Raw genomic sequence first — 21,976 nt, 5'->3', positions numbered from 1 at the left:
CCCCCCTTGCGGGGGAGGGTCAGGGAGGGGGGGCGCTACGGCTTGTCCGGCGTCTCGACGTCGTACAGGCCGTGGCGAACGAATTTCATATAGGCGGTCACCACCCATTCCGGCAGGTGGCCGGGCCGATCGTCGGCGAAACCGTATTTCATGCTGAGATACCCGCGCGCGGCCAGCAGCATATAGGCGATGACCTCAAGCTCCCGCCTCTCGAAATCCGGCATCTCGCCGCGCTCCCAGCTACGCTCCAGGGCGCGGGTATAGCCGCCGGCGGTGGCTTCGATATGCTGCTTGTGCGCGGTCGGGGCCAGCGTCTCGGCCTCGTAAAGGATGCGGTAGAATTCCGGATATTCCTGCAGGAAGTCGAAATAGGCGCGGATGCGCCGCTCCTCGCGCTCCGGCCCGGTGGTGTCGCCCATCCGGCCGCGAATATAGGCCAGCATCTTCTCGCCCAGGGCCGGCAGCAACTGGTCGAACAGATCCTGGCGCGATTCGAAGTAATTGTAGAAGGTGCCCTGCGCCACCTTGGCGCGCGCCGTGATGCGCGAGATCGACGCCTCGGCATAGCCATGCTCACCGACCATCTCGGCCGCCGCCTGGAACAGCGCCTGGCGCGTTTCCTCGCTGCGTTCGGCGCGCGACCGGCGTCGCGGCTTTTCCGCCTGCTGTTCCTTTTCCTTGGTTGCGCTCACGCATACCCCTCGCTGAAAGCCGCTGCACCGCCGCTCACGCGACGGCGTGCGACCATATATCCCGCGCGCCGAAGATCAAGCGTTTGCGCATACATCAGGCCGCCTTGCGCAGGCCGGGCAACGCGGCAAAGCAGCGCAGCACCTCACCGATATCGCCGCCCGGCAACCCCCAGACGAAAGCCTCCAGCCGATCATACACGGCGGACGGGATATCCGTCTCCGCCCCGACCCGGCGGATCAGCGCCGAATCGGTCGCCCGGTCATAGGCAAAATCGTCGGTGGTCTTGCTCTCGTAGCGATCCAGGGTGGCGCCATCCTGCATCGTCACCTGTATGCGACAGCACAGGGTCGGCACCGCCTCGTCGCTGACCAGCGTGACACGCTCGACCAGCGCGTTGACCTCCGAATCGTCATAGGTCGTCATCATCCGCATGGTCGGCGTGCCGCGTTCCAGCGTGGCGGCGATGCAGAACGGAATGCTCATCAGCGTGCCGGAGATGGAGGTGAACGGCCCGGCCGAATCCATGCCGGCATAGCCGGTCTCGTAGGGGTTCATCGTCACCGTCACGGATTTGATCTTGCGACCGTCGATCTGCTTTTTCAGTTCCAGCGCGGCCGTGACCGGCGTCTGGTTGAAGGCGCAGACCGGGAAGGGCTTGAAGGTGACGCGCAGGATCGCCCACTCCTTGCCCAGCCTGGCCGCCAGCGCATCGACATCGCACTCGGTGCGGGCGAAGGCGCGCACGAAGCCGGCCTTGCCCTCAAGGGCGTGCGGCGCGGAGACCGATCCGGCGCGCGCCAGCTCGGCCGCGACAAAGCCGTTGCGCCCGGCCATGCCGACCTGGTAGCGCCATTCGTCGGTGCCATCGGCGAAGCTTTGCAGAATGCCGCCGGCGAAGCTGGCCGCATTGGCGATGGCCGCCTGGGTCTGCGCCGCATCCAGCCCCATCAGCTTGGCCGAGGCCGCCGCCGCCGCCAGAGTGCCGTAGATCGGCGAGGCGCGCAGACCGGCCGGCGTGGTCTTGCCGGCATAGGCCTTTTCCAGCAGCCCGCCGACCTCATAGCCGGCGATCAGCGCGGGCAGCAGCCGGGCGACGGGGTAGTTGCGCGCTTCAATGATCGCCGTCAGCAGCGGGATCATAATGGCGCCCAGATGGGCAGCGCCGCAGGTATCCTCCTGCGCCCTTCCGTGGAACAGGGCGGAATTGGCCAGCGCCGCTCCGACGATGGAGGTCTTGCGGCCATCGCCCAGCAGGGTGGCGCCGTCGGGCCGCTCCCCATCCATCGCCAGCGCCGCCTGGCGCGCAACCGGGGCATAGGGCGTGCCGTGGCAGCCGAGCCCGATGCCATAGCCGTTCAGCAGACAGACCCGCGCCTTCTCCACCACGTCAGGCGGCAACGTCGCAAGGTCGATGGACGTGACGAAATCGGCGAGTTTGCGGGAGAGTGTCATGGCGTCCTCCTCCTAGTCGGCATCTTCGGGCAGGAATTCGTCGCGCAGCACGCGCTTCAGTATCTTGCCGGACGGGTTGCGCGGCAGCGCCTCGCGCAGATGCAGTTCCTTCGGCACCTTGAAGCCGGCCAGATGCTGGCGGCAATGGTCGCGCATCGCCTCATAGGCCAGGGTCTGGCCCGGCTTCGGGACGATCACGGCGACCGGCTTCTCGCCCCATTGCGGGTCGGGAACGCCGATCACGGCGACCTCGCTGACCTGCGGCATCTGGTAGATCACGCGCTCCACCTCCGACGAGGCGATGTTCTCGCCGCCGGACAGGATCATGTCCTTCTTGCGGTCCGTGATGTAGAGGAAGCCGTCGGCATCGACATAGCCGACATCGCCGCTGCGGAACCAGCCCTCGGGATAGAAGCTGGCCTCGGTCTTCTTCGGGTCTTTCCAGTAGCCCTTGGTGACTTTCGGCCCGCGCACGCAGATTTCGCCCTGGATGCCGGCCGCAACCTCCCGGCCGTCATCGTCGGTGATGCGGATTTCGCAATGCGGCGTCGGCCGGCCGGTGGAGCCGATCTTGGCGATCTCCATGCCGGCCTCCATCAGCGTGTCGCCGCTGCAGGTTTCGGTCAGCCCATAGCCGTCGATATAGCGACCGTTCGGAAACAGCTCGGTAAAGGCGCGGATGCGGCTTTCCGGCGTCTTCTCGCCGCCGCCGATGGTCCAGCGCAGGGAGGTCAGATCATATTTCTGCCGCCCGTCCAGGGTCAGCGCGCGGCCCAGCATGACCGGGGCCATCCAGGCGCAGGTCAGCTTTTCGCGCTCGATGGCGGCCAGCATCTCGGCGGGGTCGAAATCGCGCAAGATGCACATGGTGCCGCCGACCCACAGCGTGGCTGTTCCGGGCAGGTCGAAGGCGCCGACATGATAGAGCGGGCCGACGGTCAGGATGCGGTCCTCCCGGGTCAGCCCCAGGAAGATCGTCTGCTCCATGTTCTTCCAATAGTAATTGTCGTAGGTGTGCATCACCCCCTTGGGCCGATCGGTCGTGCCGGAGGTGTACATCAGCCGGAACAGATCGCCCGGCTGGCGCGGGCGCTGCGGCGGGATGGCGACCGGCGCGCCGGTCAGGGCGCGGATATCCTTCTGCGCCGCCGCATCCAGCAGCACGCTATGCGGCAGGTCGCGCACCACCGGCTGGAATTCCGCGTCGGCGAAGACCAGCTTCGCCTCGGCATTGCCGGCGATGTAGGCCACCTCGTCCGCCGCCAGCCGGAAATTCACCGGCAGAAACACGCCGCCCAGATAGGAGGTGGCGAAGGCAATCTCGATGAAGGCGGACGAGTTCTTCATGAACACCGCCACCACATCGCCCTCGCCAATGCCCTGCCCGTCCATCCACGCCGCCAGCGCCTGGATGCGCGCCCACAGCTCGGCATAGGTGATGCGCTGGTCCTGGTAGATCAGCGCCAGCTTGTCCGGCGTGCGGATGGCATGGAAGCGGATGAAGGCGCTGAGATTGACCATGGCCGTCTGCTCAGTAGGAACGGGGCATTTTGAGGTTATGGATGGAGATGAAGTTCAGGATCATCTCCTCCGAGATCGGCGCGATGCGGAACAGCCTGGCGTCGCGCCACAACCGCTCGACATAGCTTTCCTTGGCATAGCCCATGCCGCCCATGGTCTGCATGGCGCGGTCGGTCGCCTGGGCGCTGGCATGGCCGGCGATCAACTTGGCGATGTTGGCCTCGCTGCCATAAGGCAGGCCGCTGTCGAACAGGCTGGCGGCCTTGTAGTTCATCAGCCGCGCGGTCTCGGTCTGGGCGTAGGCCTCGGCCAGCGGGAATTGCAGGCCCTGGTAGGAGCCGATGGGCGCGCCGCGGAACACCTTGCGCTCGCCCGCATACTTCACCGCCAGCTCGATGGCCAGCTGCGCCGTGCCGACCAGGCAGGCGGTGGTGACGATGCGCTCTGTGTTCAGCACGTCCAGCAGCTCGTGCCAGCCCATATCGATGGTGCCGACAATCTCGTCCGGCCCGGCCCAGACATCGTCCAGGAACACCATGGAGGAGGTCAGCGTGTTGGTGCCGACCTTCTCGATCGGCGTGTGGGTCAGCCCCTCCCGGTCGCGGTCGAGCAGGAACATGGTGATGCCGTCGGTGCGGCGCGTCACATCCTCGGCCTTCTGGGTGCGGGCGATGACCAGCACCTTGTCGGCCTGCGGCACGCCGGTGATCCATATCTTGCGGCCATTGATACGGAATCCATTGCCCTCGCGCTTGGCGAAGGTCTGGATTTCCAGGCTGTTGGAGCCTGCGTCGGGTTCCGTCAGCGCCATGCAGAACAACATCTCGCCGCTGACCAGCTTCGGCAGATAGTCGCGCTTCATCTGCTCGGTGCCAAAGCGTGAGATGCCGACGCCGCCGAAGATCGGGTTGTTCATGAACAGTTGCCCGACGGTGGAACCGGCCCCGCTGGCCGCCAGCGTCTCCACGATCATCGCCAGTTCCAGCATGCCCAGGCCGCTGCCGCCGACATCCTCCGGCAAGGCCGCCGCGGCAAGACCGGCATCGCAGATCGCCTTCCAGATTTCGGTCGGAAACTGCTTCTTCGCGTCGATCTCGCGCCAATATTCGAGACCATATTCCTCGCCCACCTTGCGGGCGGTCTCGATGATCATCTTCTGCTGCTCGTTAAGCAGGAAATCCATGGTCAGTGCCTCAACCTTCGGTGAGAAGAAGCGAATGCGGTGCCTCCAGCGCTTCGGCGACGGCCTGCAACAGTCGGGCCGCCAGAACGCCGTCATAAACGCGGTGATCGCAGGACAGGGTAAGCGTCATTTCCTGGCGCAACGCCGGCTTGCCCTCGGCATCCGGACGGAAGAGCCGCTCCACCGCGCCGATGCCCAGAATGGCGGATTGCGGCGGGCTGATGATCGGCGTCAGCGCCTTCGCACCGAACATGCCCAGGTTGGAGACGCTGATCGCCCCGCCCGTGATGTCGCCAGCAGCCAGCCGGCCCTCGCGCGCCTTCGCCGCCGCCGCCGCGCTGTCCACCGCCAGCCGGTCGAGCGGCAGCCGGCCGACATCGCGCAGGATGGGGATGAACAGCCCGTCCTCGCTGTTCACCACCATGCCGACATCGGTGGCGGCGAAAGCGATATGGGCGTCCTCGGCCCAGATGCGGTTGGCGCGCGGCAGGGACAGCAGCGCCCGGCCGACCGCCTTCAGCACCATGTCGTTCACGCTGACCTTCGGCCCGCCGACGGCATTCAACTGGCGGCGCAATTCCAGCAGCGCGCCGACATCGGCGGTGCGGACCACCTGAAAATCCGGAATATCGCGCTTGGCGGCGACGACGCGGCGCACCATCGCCAGATATTTGGCGGAGAGCGCGATGCGCTCACCCTCGGTCGGGCTGGCCGCCGGAGCCGTCTTCGCCGCCGCCTCGACATCGGCGGCCTTGATGCGCCCGTCCGGCCCGCTGCCGGCGACGGCGTGGAGATCGACGCCCTGCGCCTTGGCGATGCGACGGGCCAGCGGCGTTGCCCGTACCCGGTCGCCTGTCGAAGCCGGAAGCGGCGCCGGTTTCGGTGCTTCCACAGCCGGCCTGGGCGCATCCGCTTCATCGGCGATGAAACCCTTCCCTGTCCAGCGCGCGACCGGCGTGCCGACCGGCACCGTCTCGCCGGTCTGGACCAGAATTTCGGCAATCGTGCCGGCGCTGGGCGCTTCGACCTCGTTGGCGATCTTGTCGGTTTCGACAACGAAGATCACCGTCCCCGCCGACACGCTGTCGCCGGGCTTTGCCTTCCATTCCGCCAGCACGCCTTCCGTCATGGTGAGGCCCAGCTTCGGCATCACCAGATCGGTCAGCGCGGGCGCGTTATTTGCCGGTGAAGACGGCATTCCGCTTCTCCAGGAACGCGGTGCATCCCTCATGCGCATCGGCGCTGTCGAAGATCAGACTGGCCATCGCCTGCTCATGCGCCAGCGCCGAGGGCAGCGGCATATCGGCCCCGTCGCGGATGGTGCGCTTCATCACCTTCAAAATCAGCGGCGATTTATGGGCGATCCGCTCGGCCAGCTCCATCACCTCCGCCATCAGCCTGTCCTTCGGCACGATGCGGTTGATCAGCCCGAAGCTGAGCGCCTCCGCCGCCGTGATATGAGCGCCGGCGAACATCAGCTCCTTCGCCTTGCACAGCGGGATCTGGCGGATCATCCGCTGCGTGCCGCCGGCGCCAGGAATCAGCCCCAGCGTGATTTCCGGCAGGCCCACCTTCGCGGTCTCGGCGGCAATACGGATGTCGAGCGACAGCAGCAACTCGGTCCCACCACCCAGCGCCCAGCCGTTGACGGCGGCGATGGTCGGCTTGTCGGACAGCTCGAAACGGCGGAAGACGCGGTGGATAACCTCGGCGAACTCGATGTAATGGTCCAGCGCCTGGCGGGAATTCATGTCGGCGATGTCGCCGCCGGCCACGAAAGCCTTCTCGCCCGCCCCGGTCACGACGATGACGCGGACCTCGGCATTCTTCTCCATCCCGTCCAGCGCCTGCTCTAGCGCCAGCACGGTCGGCACGTCGAGCGCGTTCATCACCTGCGGCCGATTCACGGTGATGATGCCGATCCGGCCTTGCACTTCTGTCAGGATTGTCTGTTCGCTCATCGGGAATGATCCTCGTTTTCGGTATCAGGCCAGGGTCTTGCGGACGGCGTCGGCGATGCGGCCGGCATCCGGCAGATAGCCCTGTTCCAGGGTCTTGGCGAATGGCACGGGCATGAAGGGCGCGCCGACGCGGACAATCGGCCCGTCCAGCTCGTCGAAGCCGATATCGGCCATGCGCGCCGCGATCTCGGCCCCGACGCCGAAAGCCTCCACTGCCTCATGCGCGACCACCAGCCGGTGGGTGCGCGACAGGGATTCCAGCACCGCCGCCTCGTCCCAGGGCTGCAGCGAGCGCAGATCGATCACTTCGACCTCCACCCCCTCGCCTGCCAGCGTATCGGCGGCCTCCAGCGCGGTGTAGAGCGCCGCGCCATAGGTCACGATGGTTGCATCCCGGCCGGGCCGGGCGATGCGGGCCTTGCCGATTTCGACGGCAGGCAGATCGTCCGGCACATCCTCCTTGCGGGCATAAAGCGCCTTGTTCTCCACCAGGATCACCGGATCGGGATCGTCGATGGCGGCGCGCATCAGCCCATAGGCATCGGCGACGCTGGCCGGGCACACCACCTTCAGGCCGGGGATATGGGCAAACCACGCCTCCAGGCATTGCGAATGCTGCGGCCCGGCGGAAACGCCGCCGCCATGCGGCAGGCGCACCACCATCGGCACGCTGCCCTGGCCGCCGAACATGAAGCGCGCCTTGGCCGCCTGATTGACGATGGCGTCCATGGCGATGGCGACGAAATCCATGAACATGATCTCGACCACCGGCTTCAGCCCGGTCATCGCCGCGCCCACGGCCGCGCCGACGATGGTGGCTTCCGAAATCGGGGTGTCGCGCACCCGGTCCGCGCCATAAGCCTCCAGCAAGCCCCGCGTCACGCCAAAGGGACCGCCAGCCGCCGCGATGTCCTCGCCGAACACGACCACGGACGGATCTGCCGCCATGGCGTCGGACAAGGCCTGGTTCAGCGCGCGGACGTAGCGAAGCTCCGCCATCGCTAGGCTCCCGCCGGCGTATAGACATCGGCCTGGGCGGCTGCGAAGCCCGGCAGCGGTGCGGCGCGCGCCGCCTCGGTCGCGGCGTCGATCTCGGCCATCACCTCCGTCTCCAGCGCCGCCAGCAGGGCGTCGGATACGCCCAGCACCGACAGGCGGGACGCGGCGCGCGGCAGCGGGTCGATCTTGTCGCGGTCCTTCAACTCAGCCGGATCGCGGTATTTCTGCGCATCGCCCTCGTAATGGCCGCGCACCCGCTGGGTGATGCATTCCAGCACGCGCGGTCCGCCGCCCTTGCGGATTTCGGATATCAGCCGGCCCGCCGTGTCGGCGATGATCTCGACATCATTGCCGTCGATGGTCTCCGCCGGAATGCCGAAGGCGTCGGCCAGCTTGGCCAGCGGGGCGACGAACTGCTTGGAGGTCGGGGAGAATTCCGACCAGCCATTATTCTCGCACACGAACAGCGCCGGCAGCTCCCACAGGGCGGAGAGGTTCAGGCTTTCATGCAGCACGCCCTCGGCCAGCGCGCCATCGCCGAAGAAGACGACGGCGACGCCGCCGGTCTTGCGCACCTGATGGGCCAGCGCGCTGCCGACGGCAATCGGCATGCCGGCGCCGACGATGCCGTTGGCGCCCAGCATGCCGGCCGACATGTCGGCAACATGCATCGAGCCGCCCCGCCCCTTGCACACTCCGGTCTCCCTTCCCATCACCTCCTGGAAGAAGCTGTTCAGCTCGACGCCCTTGGCCAGCGCGTGACCATGGCCGCGATGGGTGGAGGCGATGGTGTCCCGGCGCTCCAGCACCGCGCCCAGGCCAGTGGCAATCGCCTCCTGACCGATCGACAGATGGATAAAGCCCGGCACCTCGCCATCGGCGAAGAGCTGCGACAGCCTCTCCTCGGTGCGCCGGATCAGCAGCATCTGCCGATACAGCGCCAGCAGCGCCTCCGGCTTGTTGCTGCCCTTGGCGGCCCTAGAGCGCGAGGTAGCGTTGTTTGATGGCATCGTTCGCCTTCAATCCCTCGATGGTGTCGCGATAGACGATCTGCCCCTTGTCCACGACGGTGGCATGGGTGGCGATGCCGAGGCAGAAATGCATGTTCTGCTCGGCCAGCAGGATGGTGACGCCCATCTCGCGCAGCCGCTTGATCAGGTCGCCGATGGCCTGGACGATGATCGGGGCGAGCCCTTCCGACGGCTCGTCCAGCAGCAGGATTTCCGGGTTGCCCATCAGTGTGCGGGCGATGGTCAGCATCTGCTGCTCCCCGCCCGACAGGCGGCCGGCCATGCGGGTGCGCATGCCGGCCAGGATCGGGAACACCTCGTAGATGCGCTCCAGCGTCCAGTAATCCTCGCCCTTCGGCCCCTTCTTCGCGCCGATAACCAGATTGTCCTCGATGCTGTGCTCGGGGAACACCTGGCGGTCCTCCGGCACATAGCCGATGCCGGCGCGGGCGATGCGGTAGGGCCTGCGGCCCGACACAAGCTCACCCGCCAGCCTGATCTCGCCCCTGCGCGGCGGGGCGATGCCGGCAATCGCCTTGAAGGTGGTGCTCTTGCCCGCGCCGTTACGGCCGAGCAGCGCCATGGTCTGGCCTTTCTCCACCGTCAGATCGACGCCGAACAATATCTGGCTGGCGCCGTAGAACACATCGATGCCCTTCACGTCGAGCATGGTTTCGGCCATGTCTCAGCCCTCCACCGGCTGCGGGTCAGCATGATGATCGGTGCCCAGATAGGCATCGATCACATCCTGGTTGCGGCGGATTTCATCGGGGCTGCCCTCTGCCAGCACCGCGCCGTATTTCAGCACCCGGATGGTCTGGGCGATCTTGAAGACGATGCCCATATCGTGCTCGATGAAGATCAGGGTCATCTTCTCCGCCTCCCACAGGCGGTAGACCTTGTCGATCATCTGCCAGCGCTCCTCCGACCCCATGCCGGCGGTCGGCTCGTCGAGCAGCAGAACCTTCGGGTCCATCGCCAGCGCCAGGGCGATATCCAGCAGCTTCTGGTCGCCATGCGACAGGTTGCGGGATTCGATATTGGCCTTCGGCGTCAGCTCCAGCAGCGCCATGATCTCCGCCACCCGGTCTTCCGCGCTTTGCAGCGGGAAGCGAGTGAATATCTGCGCGGATTGCCGGCGGTGCGAAATAACCGCCGCCATCAGACTTTCACGCAAGGTCAGGCTGGGGAAGATGGAAGCCACCTGGAAGGCCCGGCCGATGCCTCGGCGAACGATCTCCAGGCTGGGCAGGCCGACCAGATCCTGGCCGTCGAACAGGACACGGCCGCGATCCGGGCGGATATGGCCGGAAATCAGGTTGAAGAAGGTGGTCTTGCCCGCCCCGTTCGGCCCGATGATCGCGGTCAGCGACCCGGCGGGAAAATCCAGCGACACATCGTTCATGGCGACCACGCCGCCGAACGCCTTGTAGAGGTTTTCGACCTTCAGCATGGCCTCACCCCCGCTTCGGCGGAATGCCGCCATAAGTATGCCAGGATGGAGCCACCAGCCAGCCGCCATCGACCGGCAACGTCACGCCGGTGATGCCCGACGCCTCGTCGGAGGCCAGGAAGCTGCATGCCTTGGCGATTTCATCGGTGCCGATCAGCCGGCCAAAGGCGGAATTCTCCATCAGCGCCTTCGGATCGCGCTTGCCGTCATCGATGGCCGCCTGCAAGGCGGGCGTCAGCACATAGCCCGGTGCTATGGCGTTCACCCGCACGCCCGAGCGGCCCCATTCGGCCGCCAGCCCGGCGGTGATCGACGCCACCGCCGCCTTCGCCGGCCCGTAGGCATGCAAAGGCGATGAACGGAAAGTGGTGACCGAGGCGATGTTGATGATGACGCCGGAGCCGCGCCTGGCCATGCGCTTGCCGAAGGCGACGTCGCTGACATAGACGCCGCGCTGGTCGACCGCGACGACGCGGTCCCATATCTCCATCGACAATTCTTCCGGCGGCAGCGGCGGCTGCAGCACGCCGGCCGAGGCGACCATGATGTCGGTCGGCCCCAACTCGCGCTCGATCCGCTCGACCAGCGCCTCGGTCTCCTCGACACTGGTGACGTCAAGGCGGGCATGGATCGCGCCCTTCAGGCTGGCGGCGACCTTCTGCGCCAGGTCGGCGTTGATATCGGCGATGACCAGGCGCGCGCCGCGCGCGGCGAGGTCGCGCGCGCACGCCTCGCCAATGCCGCTGGCGCCGCCGGTGACGACGGCAATCCGGCCTTCGAGCGCGCTCATCGGCCTGCCTCCTTCTCGATTTGCTTGGTCTTGCGGTCCTGGAACCAGAGATAGACGAAGTCGGCCAGGCCCCGGCGCAGCCCCAGCACGAACACCAGGATGACGATGCCCAGCACCAGCCCGTGATGCTCGGTATAGATCGTCACGTAATGGTTCAGCGTCTGCAGCAGGATCGCGCCGATGAACGGCCCGATGAAAAGCTGCGTGCCGCCCAGCATGATCATGAAGATCGCTTCGCCCGACGTGGTCCAGAAGCCGAATTCCGGATAGGCCCCCGATACGAACAGCGCCATCACGATGCCGCCGACCGAGGCCATGGTGCCGGCGATGACGAAGATCGCCAGCTTCATGCGCACCACATTCACGCCCAGGAAGTTCGCCCGGTGCGGATTGTCGCGGATCATCCGCAGCGTGTAGCCGAAGGGCGACTGCACGACCTGGCGCATGATCACCATGCAGACCACGAACACGACCGAGCAGAAGACGTAGAGAGACATGCCGTTATTCAGGTCGATGCCCAGGAAGGGCGGGCGCGGAATGCCGCCCATCAGCCCCTGGTCGCCGCCGGTCAGCGATACCCAGGTCAGGATGATCGAGTGGATGAACATCTGGAAGGCGAGCGTCAGGAAGGCGAAGTAGATTTCCTTCAGCCGCACGCAGATCGCCCCGATCACCAGCGCCAGCAGCGCCGTGCCGCCGATGGCGATCAGCATCGCCAGCGGGATGCCGAACTTTCCCGACTGCATCAGCAGGCCGAAAATATAGGCGCCGGACGCGAAATAAGCGGCATGGCCGAAGGAAACCAGCCCGGTGAAGCCGACCAGCAGGTTAAGCGACATCGCCAGCAGCCCATAGGCGATGACATAGATCACGAAATCGCGCATCGCCGGGTGCGGCACCACCGTCGGCAGCACCAGCAGCACAACCAGCAGCGCAACCGCGATGGCAAGGTCGCGCAGGAAACCGCGGCCCGTCATCAATGCACCGGCCTGCCGAGCAGGCCGCTCGGCTTAACGATCAGCACCAGCGCCATCATGGCGAACATCATGCCGTCGACGAACAGCGGGAAACCCATCGAGCCGAAAGCGCGTGTCAAGCCGATCAGCAGGGCAGCGATGAAGGCGCCGACGATGGAGCCCATGCCGCCGATCACGGTGACGATGAAGCTTTCGATCAGGATCGACAGGCCCATGCCCGGCGTCAGCGTGCGGATCGGCGCGGCCAGCGCGCCGGCGGTGCCGGCCAACAGGCTGCCGATGCCGAACACGAAAGCGTAGAGCAAGGTGGTATTGATGCCCAGCGCACCCACCATGGTCGGGTTGATCGCCGCCGCGCGCACCACCTTGCCGAAACGGGTCTTGGCGATGCCGAGCCACAGCACCAGGCCGATGACCGCCGAAATGCCGATCATGAACACATAATAGGAAGGGATGAACCCGCCGCCGACCTGAATGGGCGGCAACGCGAAGGCCTGCGGCATGCCCATCAGCTTGTATTCGGCGCCGTACAGAATCTTCACCATGTCGTCCAGGATCAGGATGAAGGCGTAGCAGACCAGCAGCTGCATCAGCACGTCGCGGCCATAGACCTTGCTCATGAACAGGCGCTCGAAGACCATGCCGAAAATGCCGACGCCCAGCGCGCCGGACAGGATGGCCAGGGTGAAGCTGTCGGTCAGCTGATAGGCGGAAAACGCGAAATAGGCCCCGATCATATAAAACGAGCCATGCGCGAAATTGATCACGCCCAGCACGCCGAAGATCAGCGACAGGCCGGACGCGACGAGAAACAACAACATGCCGATAATGAGCCCGGTCGAGACCTGCATCACGGTGCAGGAAACGGACGACAGGCAGCCCGCAAGCGCTTGCAGCTCCAAGGCCGTTCTCCCGTAAGGTCAGGGGAAAAAATGACGGCGCCTGGGAGCGTGACCCCAGGCGCCGCAAGGCGCGTCAGGCGTACCCTTTACGCTTCTTCCACTCGGACTCGAGCTGAAGGATTTCCGACCAGGCGGGAGCGGTGAAGTCCTGCACATAGGGGAACTTCGAGGTGGTCACGCCCCAGGCGGCCGGATAGCCGATGATGGTGTGATCATCCGCCCGCATGGTGATCTTGCTTTCCACCGCGAAGGGCGAATCCAGCTCCATTCCCTTCACCTCGGCCGCCAGCGCGGCACCGTCGGTCTTGCCATTGGTGCGCTTCAACGCCTCGAAGATGAAATGGCAGGCCAGGCGGTTCTGCCAGGACCAGTTGGTCGGCTCCTGGTTGGCGATCTTGTTGTAGCCCTCGGCGAAGGCCTGGTTGCCCGGCTTGTTCGGGAAGAACCGGTTGTAGCGATAGACCGTGTTCAGGCCGGCCGGCAGGTTCTTGATCGCGGTCAGCACGGGCGGATCGCCCAGCCCGCCGGAGAAGAAGGTGATGTTGTTGAACAGGCTGTAGAGGTTCGACTGCTCGATGAAGGCGACCAGGTCGCCGCCCCAAAGCGCGGAATACATGGCCTGCGGGCGAACCTGCAGGATCTTGGTGATGTTCTCCGTGTAGTCGGGCTGGAACAGCTTCGGCCACACCTGGTCGACCACCTCGATGTTGGGGTCGAACACCTTGGCGTATTCGATGAATTCCGCCGTGTTGTCGCGGCCATAGGCATAGTCCGGGGAACAGGTCATCCACTTCTTCAGGCCCTTGGCCTTGGAGATGGCGGAAGCGTATTTGCCGCCGGCCACCGCGTCGTGGATGCCCTGGCGCGCGCTGCGGAAGGCGGTCTTCACATGCAGTTTCGGATCGGCCGTGAGGGTCGAGGATTCCGAGCAGGTATGCAGGCAAAGCACCGACAAATCGCGAATCACTTCATGCACCGCGAAGGAGCCGGAGGAGGCCTCGCCATCGATGATGATCTCGCAGCCATCATTGTTGATCAGGTCGCGGGTCACCTTGGCCGCTTCGTCCGGCCGGCCCTTTGAATCGCGGTCGATCAGCTCGACCGTGCGGCCGTTCACGCCGCCGGCGGCGTTGAATTCCTGTACCGCCAACTGCACGGCGGCGCGGCTGGACGTGCCCAAAATGGCGACGCGGCCAGACAGGATGGTCGGCATGCCGATGCGGATAACCTTCGCCTGCGCGCCGGCGATGTGCGGAAAGCCCGTGATGGTGGTGGCGAAGGCGCCGACGGCCGCGGCCGAGGCAGCGCCTTTCAGAATTTTGCGGCGGGTCACGCCGCTATTTTTGCTGGCCATTATTTCCTCCCTTAGGCCGTTCGGGCGATCAGGAGCAGTCGCGCGCCGGCCGTATTTGCTTTGGGTTCGCCCGCCATTACGCCTGACGAGCGAAGGAAGTGTGAGGCCAGGGGAGAAAGGTCGTCAATCAAAAATGAACGGCGACTCATAAATCATCTTTTGTGCGCCGCACCCTCGCATCTGCGAAGTCACCAGCCGTGGAAACGGGTGAAACCCGCGACCGGCTCGCGGTCGGTCTGCAGGGTGTTCACCAGCGCGGATTTATCCTCGTAGCCCAGCGCCATGCCGCAGATCAGCAGCTCATCGTCGGGCACCTTCAGATGCCGGCGGACCACCTTGTGGTAATTCACCAGCGCCGCCTGCGGGCATGTATGCAGCCCGTGGCCGCGCGCCGCGATCATGATGTTCTCGATGAACATGCCGTAATCCAGCCAGCTGCCTTTGTTCAGCTTGCGGTCGATGCTGAAGAACAGCCCGACCGGGGCGCCGAAGAAGGTGTAGTTCAGCCCGTGCTGGTGATGCATGCGGGCCTTGTCGCCCTTCTCGATGCCAAGCAGCCCGTACAGATCCCAGCCGACCTTGCGGCGGCGGCCCAGATAGGGCTCGTACCACTCGGTCGGGTAATATTCATATTCCCGCTCATCGCTTTCGTCCGGATCGTCATGCGCGGCCATGAGGTCGCGGATCAGCGCCTGCTGCACCTCACCCGTCACCACATGCACCTTCCAGGGCTGGGTGTTGGTGCCACTCGGCGCGCGGGAGGCGACCTCCAGCAGATGCTCGACCAGGTCGCGCGGCACTGGAATCGGCAGGAAGGCGCGCACGGACCGGCGGCTGGCGATGGCGTCATCCACGCTGGCCGGCAGATCGGCCTCGGGCGGGGTCGGGAATTTTCTCTCGGTCACGAATCAGGCCCTTTTCTGTTTCGGCAGCGCGATCGGGGCGGCGAGGTCGAGCCCCAGCCGGTCAAAGCCGCGCTTGAAATCCTTGATGTGGCGTTCCATCCACAGCCGCGCCTCGGCGGCATTACCGGCCTGGATATGGCGGAACACCTGGCCGTGCGCGACCAGCAGCCGCTCCGGCGCGCTGGGAATGCCGCTGATCACCGTCTCGAAGGCCGGGTAGAAAAGCTGCCCCAGCGCCTCGCGCGCCAACAGCAAAGCGCGATTGCCCGCCGCCTCGGCGATCAGCGCGTGAAAGGCGATGTCCAGCCGCGCCACCGCCACCGTGTCGGCCAGCAGCGCTTTCGTCTCCGCCAGATTGGCCGCCAACGCCTCCAGATGCTCGGGCTGGGCGTTGGCCGCCGCCAGTTCGGCCGCCATCGGCTCCAGCGCCATCATGGTTTCCCATAATTCGCGGAAAGTGACCTCGTGCATCACCATGGCGCGGCTCATGCGGCTGGCAAGATCGGCGGTTTCCGGCCGGGCGACGAACAGGCGCCTTCCGCCCTCGCGCCGCACCAGCCCGCTTTCCTCCAGCAACCGGATGCCTTCGCGCACGGTCGAGCGGTTCACCGCGAACTGCTCGGCGAAGGCGGTCTCGGTCGGCAGCTTGTCGCCCGGCCTCAGCCTGCCTTCGAGGATTTCACGCTCGACGGTTTCCGCCAGCATGCGGTAGCTGGGCGCGCGGTCGAGCTTGCCGAATTTCATGAAACCCCTTTCTGCGCCGCGAATTCGCGGTCGCGCAGCTCGCGCCGCCGTATCTTGCCCGAAGCAGTCTTCGGCAGATCGGCGACGAATTCGATGCGACGCGGATATTTGTACGGCCCCGTCAGCGCCTTGCAATGATCCTGCAGCGCTTTCACCAGATCGTCCGAGCCGGCCTGGCCGCGCTTCAGCACGATGTAGGCCTTCACCACCTCGCCGCGCTCCTCATGCGGGCTGGCGACGACAGCGCATTCGGCGACGTATTCATGCTCCATCAGCACATTCTCCACCTCCATCGGGCCGATGCGGTAGCCGGCGGAATTGATGACATCGTCGGATCGGCCCTCGTAGAACAGGTAGCCATCCTCATCGATGCGGGCCAGATCGCCGGTGAGGAACCATTCGTGCCCCTCGACTGTAATGCGGCTCTGCGCCGTGCGCTCCGGCTCCTTCCAGTAGCCCAGCATGATCTGCGGATTGGGCAGGCGGATGACCAGCCGGCCGGGTTTGTCGACTGGCGCGAACCGCCCCTCCTCGTCGATCACGGCAGCGTCAGTGCCGGGCAGCGGCTTGCCCATGGAGCCGGGCTTCACCGCCAGCGGCGGGTAATTCAGCACGGTCATCAGCGTCTCGGTCTGGCCATAGCCATCCAGCAGATCGACGCCGGTGAGGCGCTTCCAGGCGCGCACAATCTCGGGGTTCACGCTCTCGCCGGCCGAGACGGTCATGCGCAGGGCCGACAGGTCGTAGCCGGCGACATCCTCCTGCACCAGCCGGCGCAGCTCGGTCGCCGCCGCGCAGAACACCGTCACGCGATAGCGCGCCAGCGTCTCCAGCCGCAGCTTCGGATCGTAGCGGCCATTGTAGAACACCACGGTCGACCCACAGCTCCAGGGGCCGAAAATGATCGAGGTGCCGGCCTTGCTCCAACCGGTATCGGCCGTGCACCACATCACATCGTCCGGCGTCAGCGTCAGCCAGTACCAGGCCGAGACGCGCCAGGCGAAAATGCCCCGGCTGCCATGCAGCACGCCCTTCGGATGGCCGGTGGAGCCGGAGGTGTAATACATGATCGCCGGCTCGTCGGCGGCCAGCCGGGCCGGCGTGAAGCTGTCCGACGCATCGGCCAGGGCCGCGTCGTAATCCTCCCACGCCGCTTCGCCGCCGCCGACCGACAGGCGGGCCAACAGAGCCTCCCCCGAGGCGAATTTACCAATATTGGCGCGCGTCGTGATGGCCCCTGTAGCCTCCGAATTGGCCAGGCGGTAGGCGATGTCGCGCTCGGTCAGCATCTCGATGCAGGGGATCGGCACCGCGCCCAGCTTCAGGCAGCCGACCATGGCGATCTGCCATTCCGGGATGCGCGGCAGCATGACGATCACCCGGTCACCGCGCTTCACGCCCCGCGCCGACAGTGCATTGGCAACGCGGTTCGACAGCCGGGCGATGTCGGCATAGGTCAGCCGGCGCTCATTGCCCTGATCGTCGCACCAGATCAGCGCCAGATGGTCGGGCCGCTCGCGCGCCCAGTGATCGATCACGTCACCGCCGAAATTGAAGCTCTCCGGCACGTCCCACCGGAATTCCTGCCGTGCCGCCTCGTAGCTCTCCATCGGTACGCGCTGCATCGTGACATCCTCCCGAATGAATTTTTTTATCGTCACCAGCGGAAACACCGAAACCCATCAAGGGCTACATCGCCCCTTCCGCCTTCAGCCGCTCGACATCCGCTTGCGAATAGCCGATGCGGGCCAGCATCTCGGCATTGTGCTGGCCGAGCAGCGGTGACGGGGCGTCGATGCGGCCCGGCGTGTCGGACAGCTTCACCGGAAATCCGAGCTGCGGGATGCGGCCTTCGACCGGGTGATCGACCTCCAGAACCATCTGGCGGTGGCGAATCTGCGGGTCGGCGAAGGCCTCCTCCATGCTGTTCACCGGCCCGGCCGGGACATCGGCGTCGATCAGCCGCTTCACCCAGCTATCGCGGGTGTCGGTCAGGAAGATCGCCTGCACTTCGTCATACAGCGCCTGGCGACCCGCCTCGGTCGGCCATTGCCGGTCCTTCAGGTCGGGCTGGCCCGCGACATCGCAGAAGCGCGCCCAGAAATGCGGCTCGATCACGCCCAGCGTCAGGAATTTGCCGTCCCGGCAGCGGAACACGTTGTAGCAGGCGGCCCCGCCCAGGAACGGGTTCTCCCCGCCATAGGGCTCCTTTTTCGCGAACAGCCAGTCGGCGGCGTAATAGCTGAGCCAGGCGAACGCCCCGTCCATCATCGAGATATCGACGAACTGGCCACGCCCGGTGGTCTGGCGCGCCACCACGGCCATCAGGATGCCGATCACCGCCATTAGCGAGCCGCCGCCCATATCGGCGGTGGCAAGGCCAGGCACGCCCGGCCCCTTCTCCCGCGTGCCGTAGAGCTGCAGCGCGCCGGCAAAGCCCATGTAATTCAGGTCATGGCCGGAGACCAGGCGGTACGGCCCATCCTGCCCAAAGCCGGAAATGGCGCACATGATCAGCTTCGGGTTGCGCTTCGACAGCGCGTCGTAATCCAGCCCCAGCCGCTGCATGACGCCAGGGCGGAAGCCCTCGATCACCACATCGGCCTGATCGACCAGCTTCAGGAAAATCTCCTTCCCCTCGGCCGATTTCAGATTCAGCGTGACGCTCTTCTTGTTGCGGTTCAGCAGCAGGAAGGAGCCGGACTCCTCCTTGTTCAGCGGCTCGAAGCTGCGATTATAGTCGCCCTCCCCCGGTTGCTCGATCTTCACTACCTCGGCGCCGTGATCGGCCAGGATCTGCGAGCAGAAGGCGCCCGGCAGCAACCGCGTCAGGTCGAGGATTTTCAACCCCGCAAGGGCGCTGAGCGACGGCTGCATCACCCGGCCGTCCAGCCGCCATCGACCATGATCGTCGAGCCGGTCACATAGCTTGCCCCGTCGGACGCCAGAAAGACGGCGGCCCCGCCCACCTCCTCCACCGTGCCGAAGCGGCCCATCGGCGTGCGGGCCAGCAGCTTCGGCCCGATATGCTCATGCGTGATGACCGCGTTGGTGAGGTCGGTGGCGATGAAGCCATAGGCGATGGCGTTCACCCGCACGCCACGCTCCGCCCAGTCCAGCGACAGCGCTTTGGTCAGCTGTTCCACCCCGCCCTTGGTGGCGCAGTAAGGCACCTGGCGCTTCAGCCCGACATGGCCGGCGACCGAGCTGATATTGATGATCGAGCCGGTCTCGCGCGCCAGCATCGCCGAGCCGATGATCCGGCAGCCCAGGAACACGCCGGACAGGTTTACGTCGACGATGCGCTGCCAGTCGGCCGGGTCGGTGCGCTCCATGCTGGCGTAATGCGGGTCGATGCCGGCATTGTTCACCAGAATGTCGATCTGCCCATAGGCGTCCAGCGTGGCGTCGCGCAGGGCGGTGACATCCTCCTCGTCGGTCACGTCGCAGGCATGCCAGCCGGCCTTGCCGCCGCCCTGGGCGATGGCATCGGCGGTGGCCTTCAGATTATCCTCGTTGCGACTGGCGAGCATCACGGTCGCGCCGTGCTGGGCCAGCGTCTCGGCGATGCCGCGGCCGATGCCGCGGCCGCCGCCGGTGACGACCGCGATTTTGCCGGTCAGATCGAACAGGCTTTTCTTCATTTCCGGTTGGCCTTCATCAAGCGCTTCGCAATGGCCCAGCGATGGACCTCGGACGGGCCGTCATAGATTCGGAACCCCCTGATCTCGCGGAACAGCTGCTCCACCACCGTGTCGCGGCTCATGCCGGTGCCGCCCAGCACCTGCACGCAACGGTCGACAATGCGGAACAGCGCCTCCGACACCGCCACCTTGGTGACGCTGGAGGCGTGGCGCGCATGCTCGCCCTGGTCCAGCAGCCAGGCGGTGTGCCAGATCATCAGGCGGGCCTGGGTCAGCTCGATCTCGTTATCCGCCAGCATGAAGCCCACGCCCTCATGCTCGCCAATCGGCTTGCCGAAGGCGTGCCGCTCGCGGGCATAGGCAATCGCGATCTCCTGCGCCCGCGTCGCCCCGCCCAGCCAGCGCATGCAATGCGTCAGGCGTGCCGGGGCAAGGCGCACCTGGGCGTAGCGGAAGCCCTCGCCGACCTCGCCCAGCACCGCTTCCGGCCCGACGCGCAGATCCTGGTAGACGATCTCGCCATGGCCGCCGGTAAAGCTGGAATCCATCGTGTCCATCAGCCGGTCGAGCACGATGCCCTCGGCCGGCATGGGGGAGAGGAACATGGTCGCCCCCTCCTTGCCGCCCGGATCGACCACATTGGCCATGATGATGGTGAAGCCGGCCCCGTCAGCACCGGTGATCAGCCATTTCCGGCCGTTGATCAGGTAGCCGCCCTTGCCGTCCGGCCGTGCCTCGGTCTTCATGCCGGAAGGGTCGGCGCCGGCGCCGCCCGGCTCCGTCATGGCGAAGCAGGAGCGGCAATCGCCGGCGGCCAGCGGGCGCAGGTATTTCTCCTTCTGCTCCGGCGTGGCCACCTTCTCCAGCAGGTGCATGTTGCCCTCGTCCGGGGCGGCGCAATGCAGCGCCACCGGCCCCAGCGGCGAGCGTCCGGCGGCCTCGAACACGATGGCCTGGTCGACATGCGACAGGCCCATGCCGCCGAATTCCTCCGACACATGCGGCGCGAACAGCCCGGCCTTCTTGGCCAGGCCGTTCAGTTCGATCCGCAGCGCGTCGGTCGGGCCGTGGCTGGTGAGGCGCTTGTCCGTCTCATAACCGATGACCGTGCCGTCGATGAAGGCGGTGACCCGCTCCTTCAGCTCCTTCTGCCGGTCGGTCAATGCGAAATTGATCATAATTCCCCCCTTAGAACGCTTTTCCGCGCGCGATATCCCAGCCGAAATCCAGCAGCCCCTCGGCCAGCGTGCCGAAACCGGCGAAGCGGGCATCGGTGGTGCCGCCCTCGCGCCAGCGGCGGTTCAGTTGCAGGAAGATGCCGGCCAGCCGCAGCATGCCAAGCACCCGGTAATAGAGCATGTCGGAGACATCACGCCCGCTGGCCCGTCCATAGGCCGCGACCAGTTCGCGACGGCTCGGGAAGCCGGGGGCCGCCGTCGGCATCTGCTTCAGCGCATGCATTGCCGGCGGATCGCCCGCCTCGGTCCAGTAGGCCAGCAGGATGGCCAGGTCGAACAGCGGGTCGCCGCGCGTCGCCATGTCCCAGTCCAGCACCGCGACCGGGTCCAGCGTGGCGGGATCCAGGATCACATTGTCCAGCTTGAAGTCGTTATGCAGCAGGGTGATGGCGGAGGCCGGCACGGGTCGGGCCTGCAGCCACTCGACGATGGCCGTGAAGGACGGCGTCGGGACCAGCGCATCGGGGCCTTCCATGGCCAGGCGGCAGCGCTTCACCCAGCCAGCCAGCGTGCGCTCCAGAAACCCTTCCGGCTTGCCCAGCTCGTCCAGCCCGACAGACGCCGGATCGACGGCGTGGAACTCGGCCAGCAGGCGGATCAGATCCGCGCCCAGCTTGGCCGCAATTTCCGGCTGGCCGGCCAGTTCCGGCGGCAGCTCCGCGCCGATCACCAGGCCGGGACGATATTCAATCAGCTGGAAAGGCGCGCCGATCACATCCTCGTCGCCGCAGAAATAAATGCCCCTGGGAGCGTAGGGGTAGGCCGCGCCCAGGCGAGACAGCACGGTATGCTCGCGCTTCATGTCGTTAGCGCCAGGCGGAATCGGCCCCAGCGGCGGGCGGCGCAGCACGGTCTCGGCACCATCGACCGACAGCAAATAATTGATATTTCCGAAGCCGTGCGCGAATTGCCGCACCGGCACCTCGCGGTCCAGCCGCAAGCCATGCGCGGCTAGGTGCGCCCCCAGCCGGTCAAGCGGCAGGGCGAGCGCTTCCTCCACGGATTTTAAAGCGGGACCGTTCTGCATGGCGATCCTTTTTGTCCGATTGTCGGACAAATGGTATCAGCAGAGAGCGACCCAGGCAAGGGGTGATGGGGCATCTGAGTACGCTTCCCCCATCGTCACCCCCGGGCTTGTGTGGGTGATTTG

21 protein-coding genes are annotated in these 21,976 nt (G+C 65.9%); all 21 read right to left on the bottom strand.

Going from position 1 to position 21,976, the window contains the following annotated elements; genetic code table 11:
- Nucleotides 1–35: 35 nt before the first annotated feature.
- On the bottom strand, nucleotides 36–692 hold the full coding sequence (locus tag AUP43_RS13630; protein ID WP_067558090.1) for a TetR/AcrR family transcriptional regulator: 657 nt from the start codon (nucleotides 690–692) through the stop codon (nucleotides 36–38).
- Between the two features lie 94 nt (nucleotides 693–786).
- Entirely contained in the window at nucleotides 787–2,145 is a 1,359-nt protein-coding gene (locus AUP43_RS13625) for an MmgE/PrpD family protein (RefSeq protein ID WP_084462803.1), read from the bottom strand.
- Between the two features lie 12 nt (nucleotides 2,146–2,157).
- Nucleotides 2,158–3,666, bottom strand: a complete 1,509-nt coding sequence (locus tag AUP43_RS13620; protein ID WP_067558087.1) for an AMP-binding protein — start codon at nucleotides 3,664–3,666, stop codon at nucleotides 2,158–2,160.
- Between the two features lie 10 nt (nucleotides 3,667–3,676).
- Nucleotides 3,677–4,849 carry an acyl-CoA dehydrogenase family protein gene (locus tag AUP43_RS13615; protein WP_067558084.1) on the bottom strand — a complete coding sequence of 391 codons (1,173 nt, stop codon included), beginning with the start codon at nucleotides 4,847–4,849 and terminating at the stop codon, nucleotides 3,677–3,679.
- Between the two features lie 10 nt (nucleotides 4,850–4,859).
- On the bottom strand, nucleotides 4,860–6,047 hold the full coding sequence (locus AUP43_RS13610) for a dihydrolipoamide acetyltransferase family protein (RefSeq protein ID WP_067558081.1): 1,188 nt from the start codon (nucleotides 6,045–6,047) through the stop codon (nucleotides 4,860–4,862).
- On the bottom strand, nucleotides 6,025–6,810 hold the full coding sequence (locus AUP43_RS13605) for an enoyl-CoA hydratase/isomerase family protein (RefSeq protein ID WP_067558079.1): 786 nt from the start codon (nucleotides 6,808–6,810) through the stop codon (nucleotides 6,025–6,027). The genes AUP43_RS13610 and AUP43_RS13605 overlap by 23 nt, the downstream gene beginning before the upstream one ends.
- A gap of 24 nt (nucleotides 6,811–6,834) precedes the next feature.
- On the bottom strand, nucleotides 6,835–7,809 hold the full coding sequence (locus tag AUP43_RS13600) for an alpha-ketoacid dehydrogenase subunit beta (protein ID WP_067558076.1): 975 nt from the start codon (nucleotides 7,807–7,809) through the stop codon (nucleotides 6,835–6,837).
- Between the two features lie 2 nt (nucleotides 7,810–7,811).
- A complete protein-coding gene (locus tag AUP43_RS13595; protein WP_232315158.1) occupies nucleotides 7,812–8,819 on the bottom strand; it encodes a thiamine pyrophosphate-dependent dehydrogenase E1 component subunit alpha in 1,008 nt (335 codons plus the stop codon).
- Nucleotides 8,788–9,501 carry an ABC transporter ATP-binding protein gene (locus tag AUP43_RS13590; RefSeq protein WP_067558069.1) on the bottom strand — a complete coding sequence of 238 codons (714 nt, stop codon included), beginning with the start codon at nucleotides 9,499–9,501 and terminating at the stop codon, nucleotides 8,788–8,790. The genes AUP43_RS13595 and AUP43_RS13590 overlap by 32 nt, the downstream gene beginning before the upstream one ends.
- A 3-nt stretch (nucleotides 9,502–9,504) precedes the next feature.
- Entirely contained in the window at nucleotides 9,505–10,272 is a 768-nt protein-coding gene (locus AUP43_RS13585) for an ABC transporter ATP-binding protein (RefSeq protein ID WP_067558066.1), read from the bottom strand.
- A 4-nt stretch (nucleotides 10,273–10,276) separates the two neighbouring features.
- Nucleotides 10,277–11,062, bottom strand: coding sequence for an SDR family NAD(P)-dependent oxidoreductase (locus AUP43_RS13580; RefSeq protein ID WP_067558063.1), 786 nt, complete (start codon nucleotides 11,060–11,062; stop codon nucleotides 10,277–10,279).
- Entirely contained in the window at nucleotides 11,059–12,039 is a 981-nt protein-coding gene (locus AUP43_RS13575) for a branched-chain amino acid ABC transporter permease (protein ID WP_067558060.1), read from the bottom strand. Before AUP43_RS13575 ends, AUP43_RS13580 begins: the two co-directional genes overlap by 4 nt.
- Entirely contained in the window at nucleotides 12,039–12,941 is a 903-nt protein-coding gene (locus AUP43_RS13570; protein ID WP_067558057.1) for a branched-chain amino acid ABC transporter permease, read from the bottom strand. The genes AUP43_RS13575 and AUP43_RS13570 overlap by 1 nt, the downstream gene beginning before the upstream one ends.
- Before the next feature lie 73 nt (nucleotides 12,942–13,014).
- Nucleotides 13,015–14,295 (bottom strand): ABC transporter substrate-binding protein, encoded by a 1,281-nt coding sequence (locus tag AUP43_RS13565; RefSeq protein WP_067558054.1) that lies wholly within the window; start codon nucleotides 14,293–14,295, stop codon nucleotides 13,015–13,017.
- 188 nt (nucleotides 14,296–14,483) lie between these two features.
- A complete protein-coding gene (locus AUP43_RS13560) occupies nucleotides 14,484–15,200 on the bottom strand; it encodes a nitroreductase (RefSeq protein WP_067558051.1) in 717 nt (238 codons plus the stop codon).
- A gap of 3 nt (nucleotides 15,201–15,203) precedes the next feature.
- Complete coding sequence (locus tag AUP43_RS13555; protein ID WP_067558048.1) at nucleotides 15,204–15,944, bottom strand: FadR/GntR family transcriptional regulator; 741 nt, start codon at nucleotides 15,942–15,944, stop codon at nucleotides 15,204–15,206.
- Nucleotides 15,941–17,569, bottom strand: coding sequence for an acyl-CoA synthetase (locus AUP43_RS13550; RefSeq protein ID WP_232315156.1), 1,629 nt, complete (start codon nucleotides 17,567–17,569; stop codon nucleotides 15,941–15,943). Before AUP43_RS13550 ends, AUP43_RS13555 begins: the two co-directional genes overlap by 4 nt.
- 64 nt (nucleotides 17,570–17,633) lie before the next feature.
- Nucleotides 17,634–18,821 carry a CaiB/BaiF CoA transferase family protein gene (locus AUP43_RS13545; protein WP_067558045.1) on the bottom strand — a complete coding sequence of 396 codons (1,188 nt, stop codon included), beginning with the start codon at nucleotides 18,819–18,821 and terminating at the stop codon, nucleotides 17,634–17,636.
- Nucleotides 18,821–19,588, bottom strand: a complete 768-nt coding sequence (locus tag AUP43_RS13540; protein WP_067558042.1) for an SDR family NAD(P)-dependent oxidoreductase — start codon at nucleotides 19,586–19,588, stop codon at nucleotides 18,821–18,823. Before AUP43_RS13540 ends, AUP43_RS13545 begins: the two co-directional genes overlap by 1 nt.
- The gene (locus AUP43_RS13535) at nucleotides 19,585–20,766 is read right to left on the bottom strand and encodes an acyl-CoA dehydrogenase family protein (RefSeq protein ID WP_084462802.1); all 1,182 of its coding nucleotides are present in this window, start codon (nucleotides 20,764–20,766) and stop codon (nucleotides 19,585–19,587) included. Before AUP43_RS13535 ends, AUP43_RS13540 begins: the two co-directional genes overlap by 4 nt.
- A 10-nt stretch (nucleotides 20,767–20,776) precedes the next feature.
- A complete protein-coding gene (locus tag AUP43_RS13530; RefSeq protein ID WP_067558039.1) occupies nucleotides 20,777–21,853 on the bottom strand; it encodes a phosphotransferase family protein in 1,077 nt (358 codons plus the stop codon).
- Between the last annotated feature and the right edge of the window lie 123 nt (nucleotides 21,854–21,976).

The organism is Oceanibaculum pacificum (assembly GCF_001618175.1).
Classification (GTDB): Bacteria; Pseudomonadota; Alphaproteobacteria; order Oceanibaculales; family Oceanibaculaceae; genus Oceanibaculum; species Oceanibaculum pacificum.
The sequence above is the reverse complement of the archived record's forward strand: the minus strand, read 5'-3'. Positions and strand labels throughout refer to the sequence as shown.

Excerpts from the sequence above, each read along its gene's own strand:
- AUP43_RS13555 (WP_067558048.1), bottom strand. The coding sequence starts at position 15,944 with ATGAAATTCGGCAAGCTCGACCGCGCGCCCAGCTACCGCATGCTGGCG.
- AUP43_RS13615 (WP_067558084.1), bottom strand. The coding sequence starts at position 4,849 with ATGGATTTCCTGCTTAACGAGCAGCAGAAGATGATCATCGAGACCGCC.
- AUP43_RS13620 (WP_067558087.1), bottom strand. The coding sequence starts at position 3,666 with ATGGTCAATCTCAGCGCCTTCATCCGCTTCCATGCCATCCGCACGCCG.
- AUP43_RS13625 (WP_084462803.1), bottom strand. The coding sequence starts at position 2,145 with ATGACACTCTCCCGCAAACTCGCCGATTTCGTCACGTCCATCGACCTT.
- AUP43_RS13540 (WP_067558042.1), bottom strand. The coding sequence starts at position 19,588 with ATGAAGAAAAGCCTGTTCGATCTGACCGGCAAAATCGCGGTCGTCACC.
- AUP43_RS13575 (WP_067558060.1), bottom strand. The coding sequence starts at position 12,039 with ATGACGGGCCGCGGTTTCCTGCGCGACCTTGCCATCGCGGTTGCGCTG.
- AUP43_RS13580 (WP_067558063.1), bottom strand. The coding sequence starts at position 11,062 with ATGAGCGCGCTCGAAGGCCGGATTGCCGTCGTCACCGGCGGCGCCAGC.
- AUP43_RS13590 (WP_067558069.1), bottom strand. The coding sequence starts at position 9,501 with ATGGCCGAAACCATGCTCGACGTGAAGGGCATCGATGTGTTCTACGGC.
- AUP43_RS13545 (WP_067558045.1), bottom strand. The coding sequence starts at position 18,821 with ATGCAGCCGTCGCTCAGCGCCCTTGCGGGGTTGAAAATCCTCGACCTG.
- AUP43_RS13565 (WP_067558054.1), bottom strand. The coding sequence starts at position 14,295 with ATGGCCAGCAAAAATAGCGGCGTGACCCGCCGCAAAATTCTGAAAGGC.
- AUP43_RS13530 (WP_067558039.1), bottom strand. The coding sequence starts at position 21,853 with ATGCAGAACGGTCCCGCTTTAAAATCCGTGGAGGAAGCGCTCGCCCTG.
- AUP43_RS13605 (WP_067558079.1), bottom strand. The coding sequence starts at position 6,810 with ATGAGCGAACAGACAATCCTGACAGAAGTGCAAGGCCGGATCGGCATC.
- AUP43_RS13585 (WP_067558066.1), bottom strand. The coding sequence starts at position 10,272 with ATGCTGAAGGTCGAAAACCTCTACAAGGCGTTCGGCGGCGTGGTCGCC.
- AUP43_RS13550 (WP_232315156.1), bottom strand. The coding sequence starts at position 17,569 with ATGCAGCGCGTACCGATGGAGAGCTACGAGGCGGCACGGCAGGAATTC.
- AUP43_RS13610 (WP_067558081.1), bottom strand. The coding sequence starts at position 6,047 with ATGCCGTCTTCACCGGCAAATAACGCGCCCGCGCTGACCGATCTGGTG.
- AUP43_RS13595 (WP_232315158.1), bottom strand. The coding sequence starts at position 8,819 with ATGCCATCAAACAACGCTACCTCGCGCTCTAGGGCCGCCAAGGGCAGC.
- AUP43_RS13600 (WP_067558076.1), bottom strand. The coding sequence starts at position 7,809 with ATGGCGGAGCTTCGCTACGTCCGCGCGCTGAACCAGGCCTTGTCCGAC.
- AUP43_RS13535 (WP_084462802.1), bottom strand. The coding sequence starts at position 20,766 with ATGATCAATTTCGCATTGACCGACCGGCAGAAGGAGCTGAAGGAGCGG.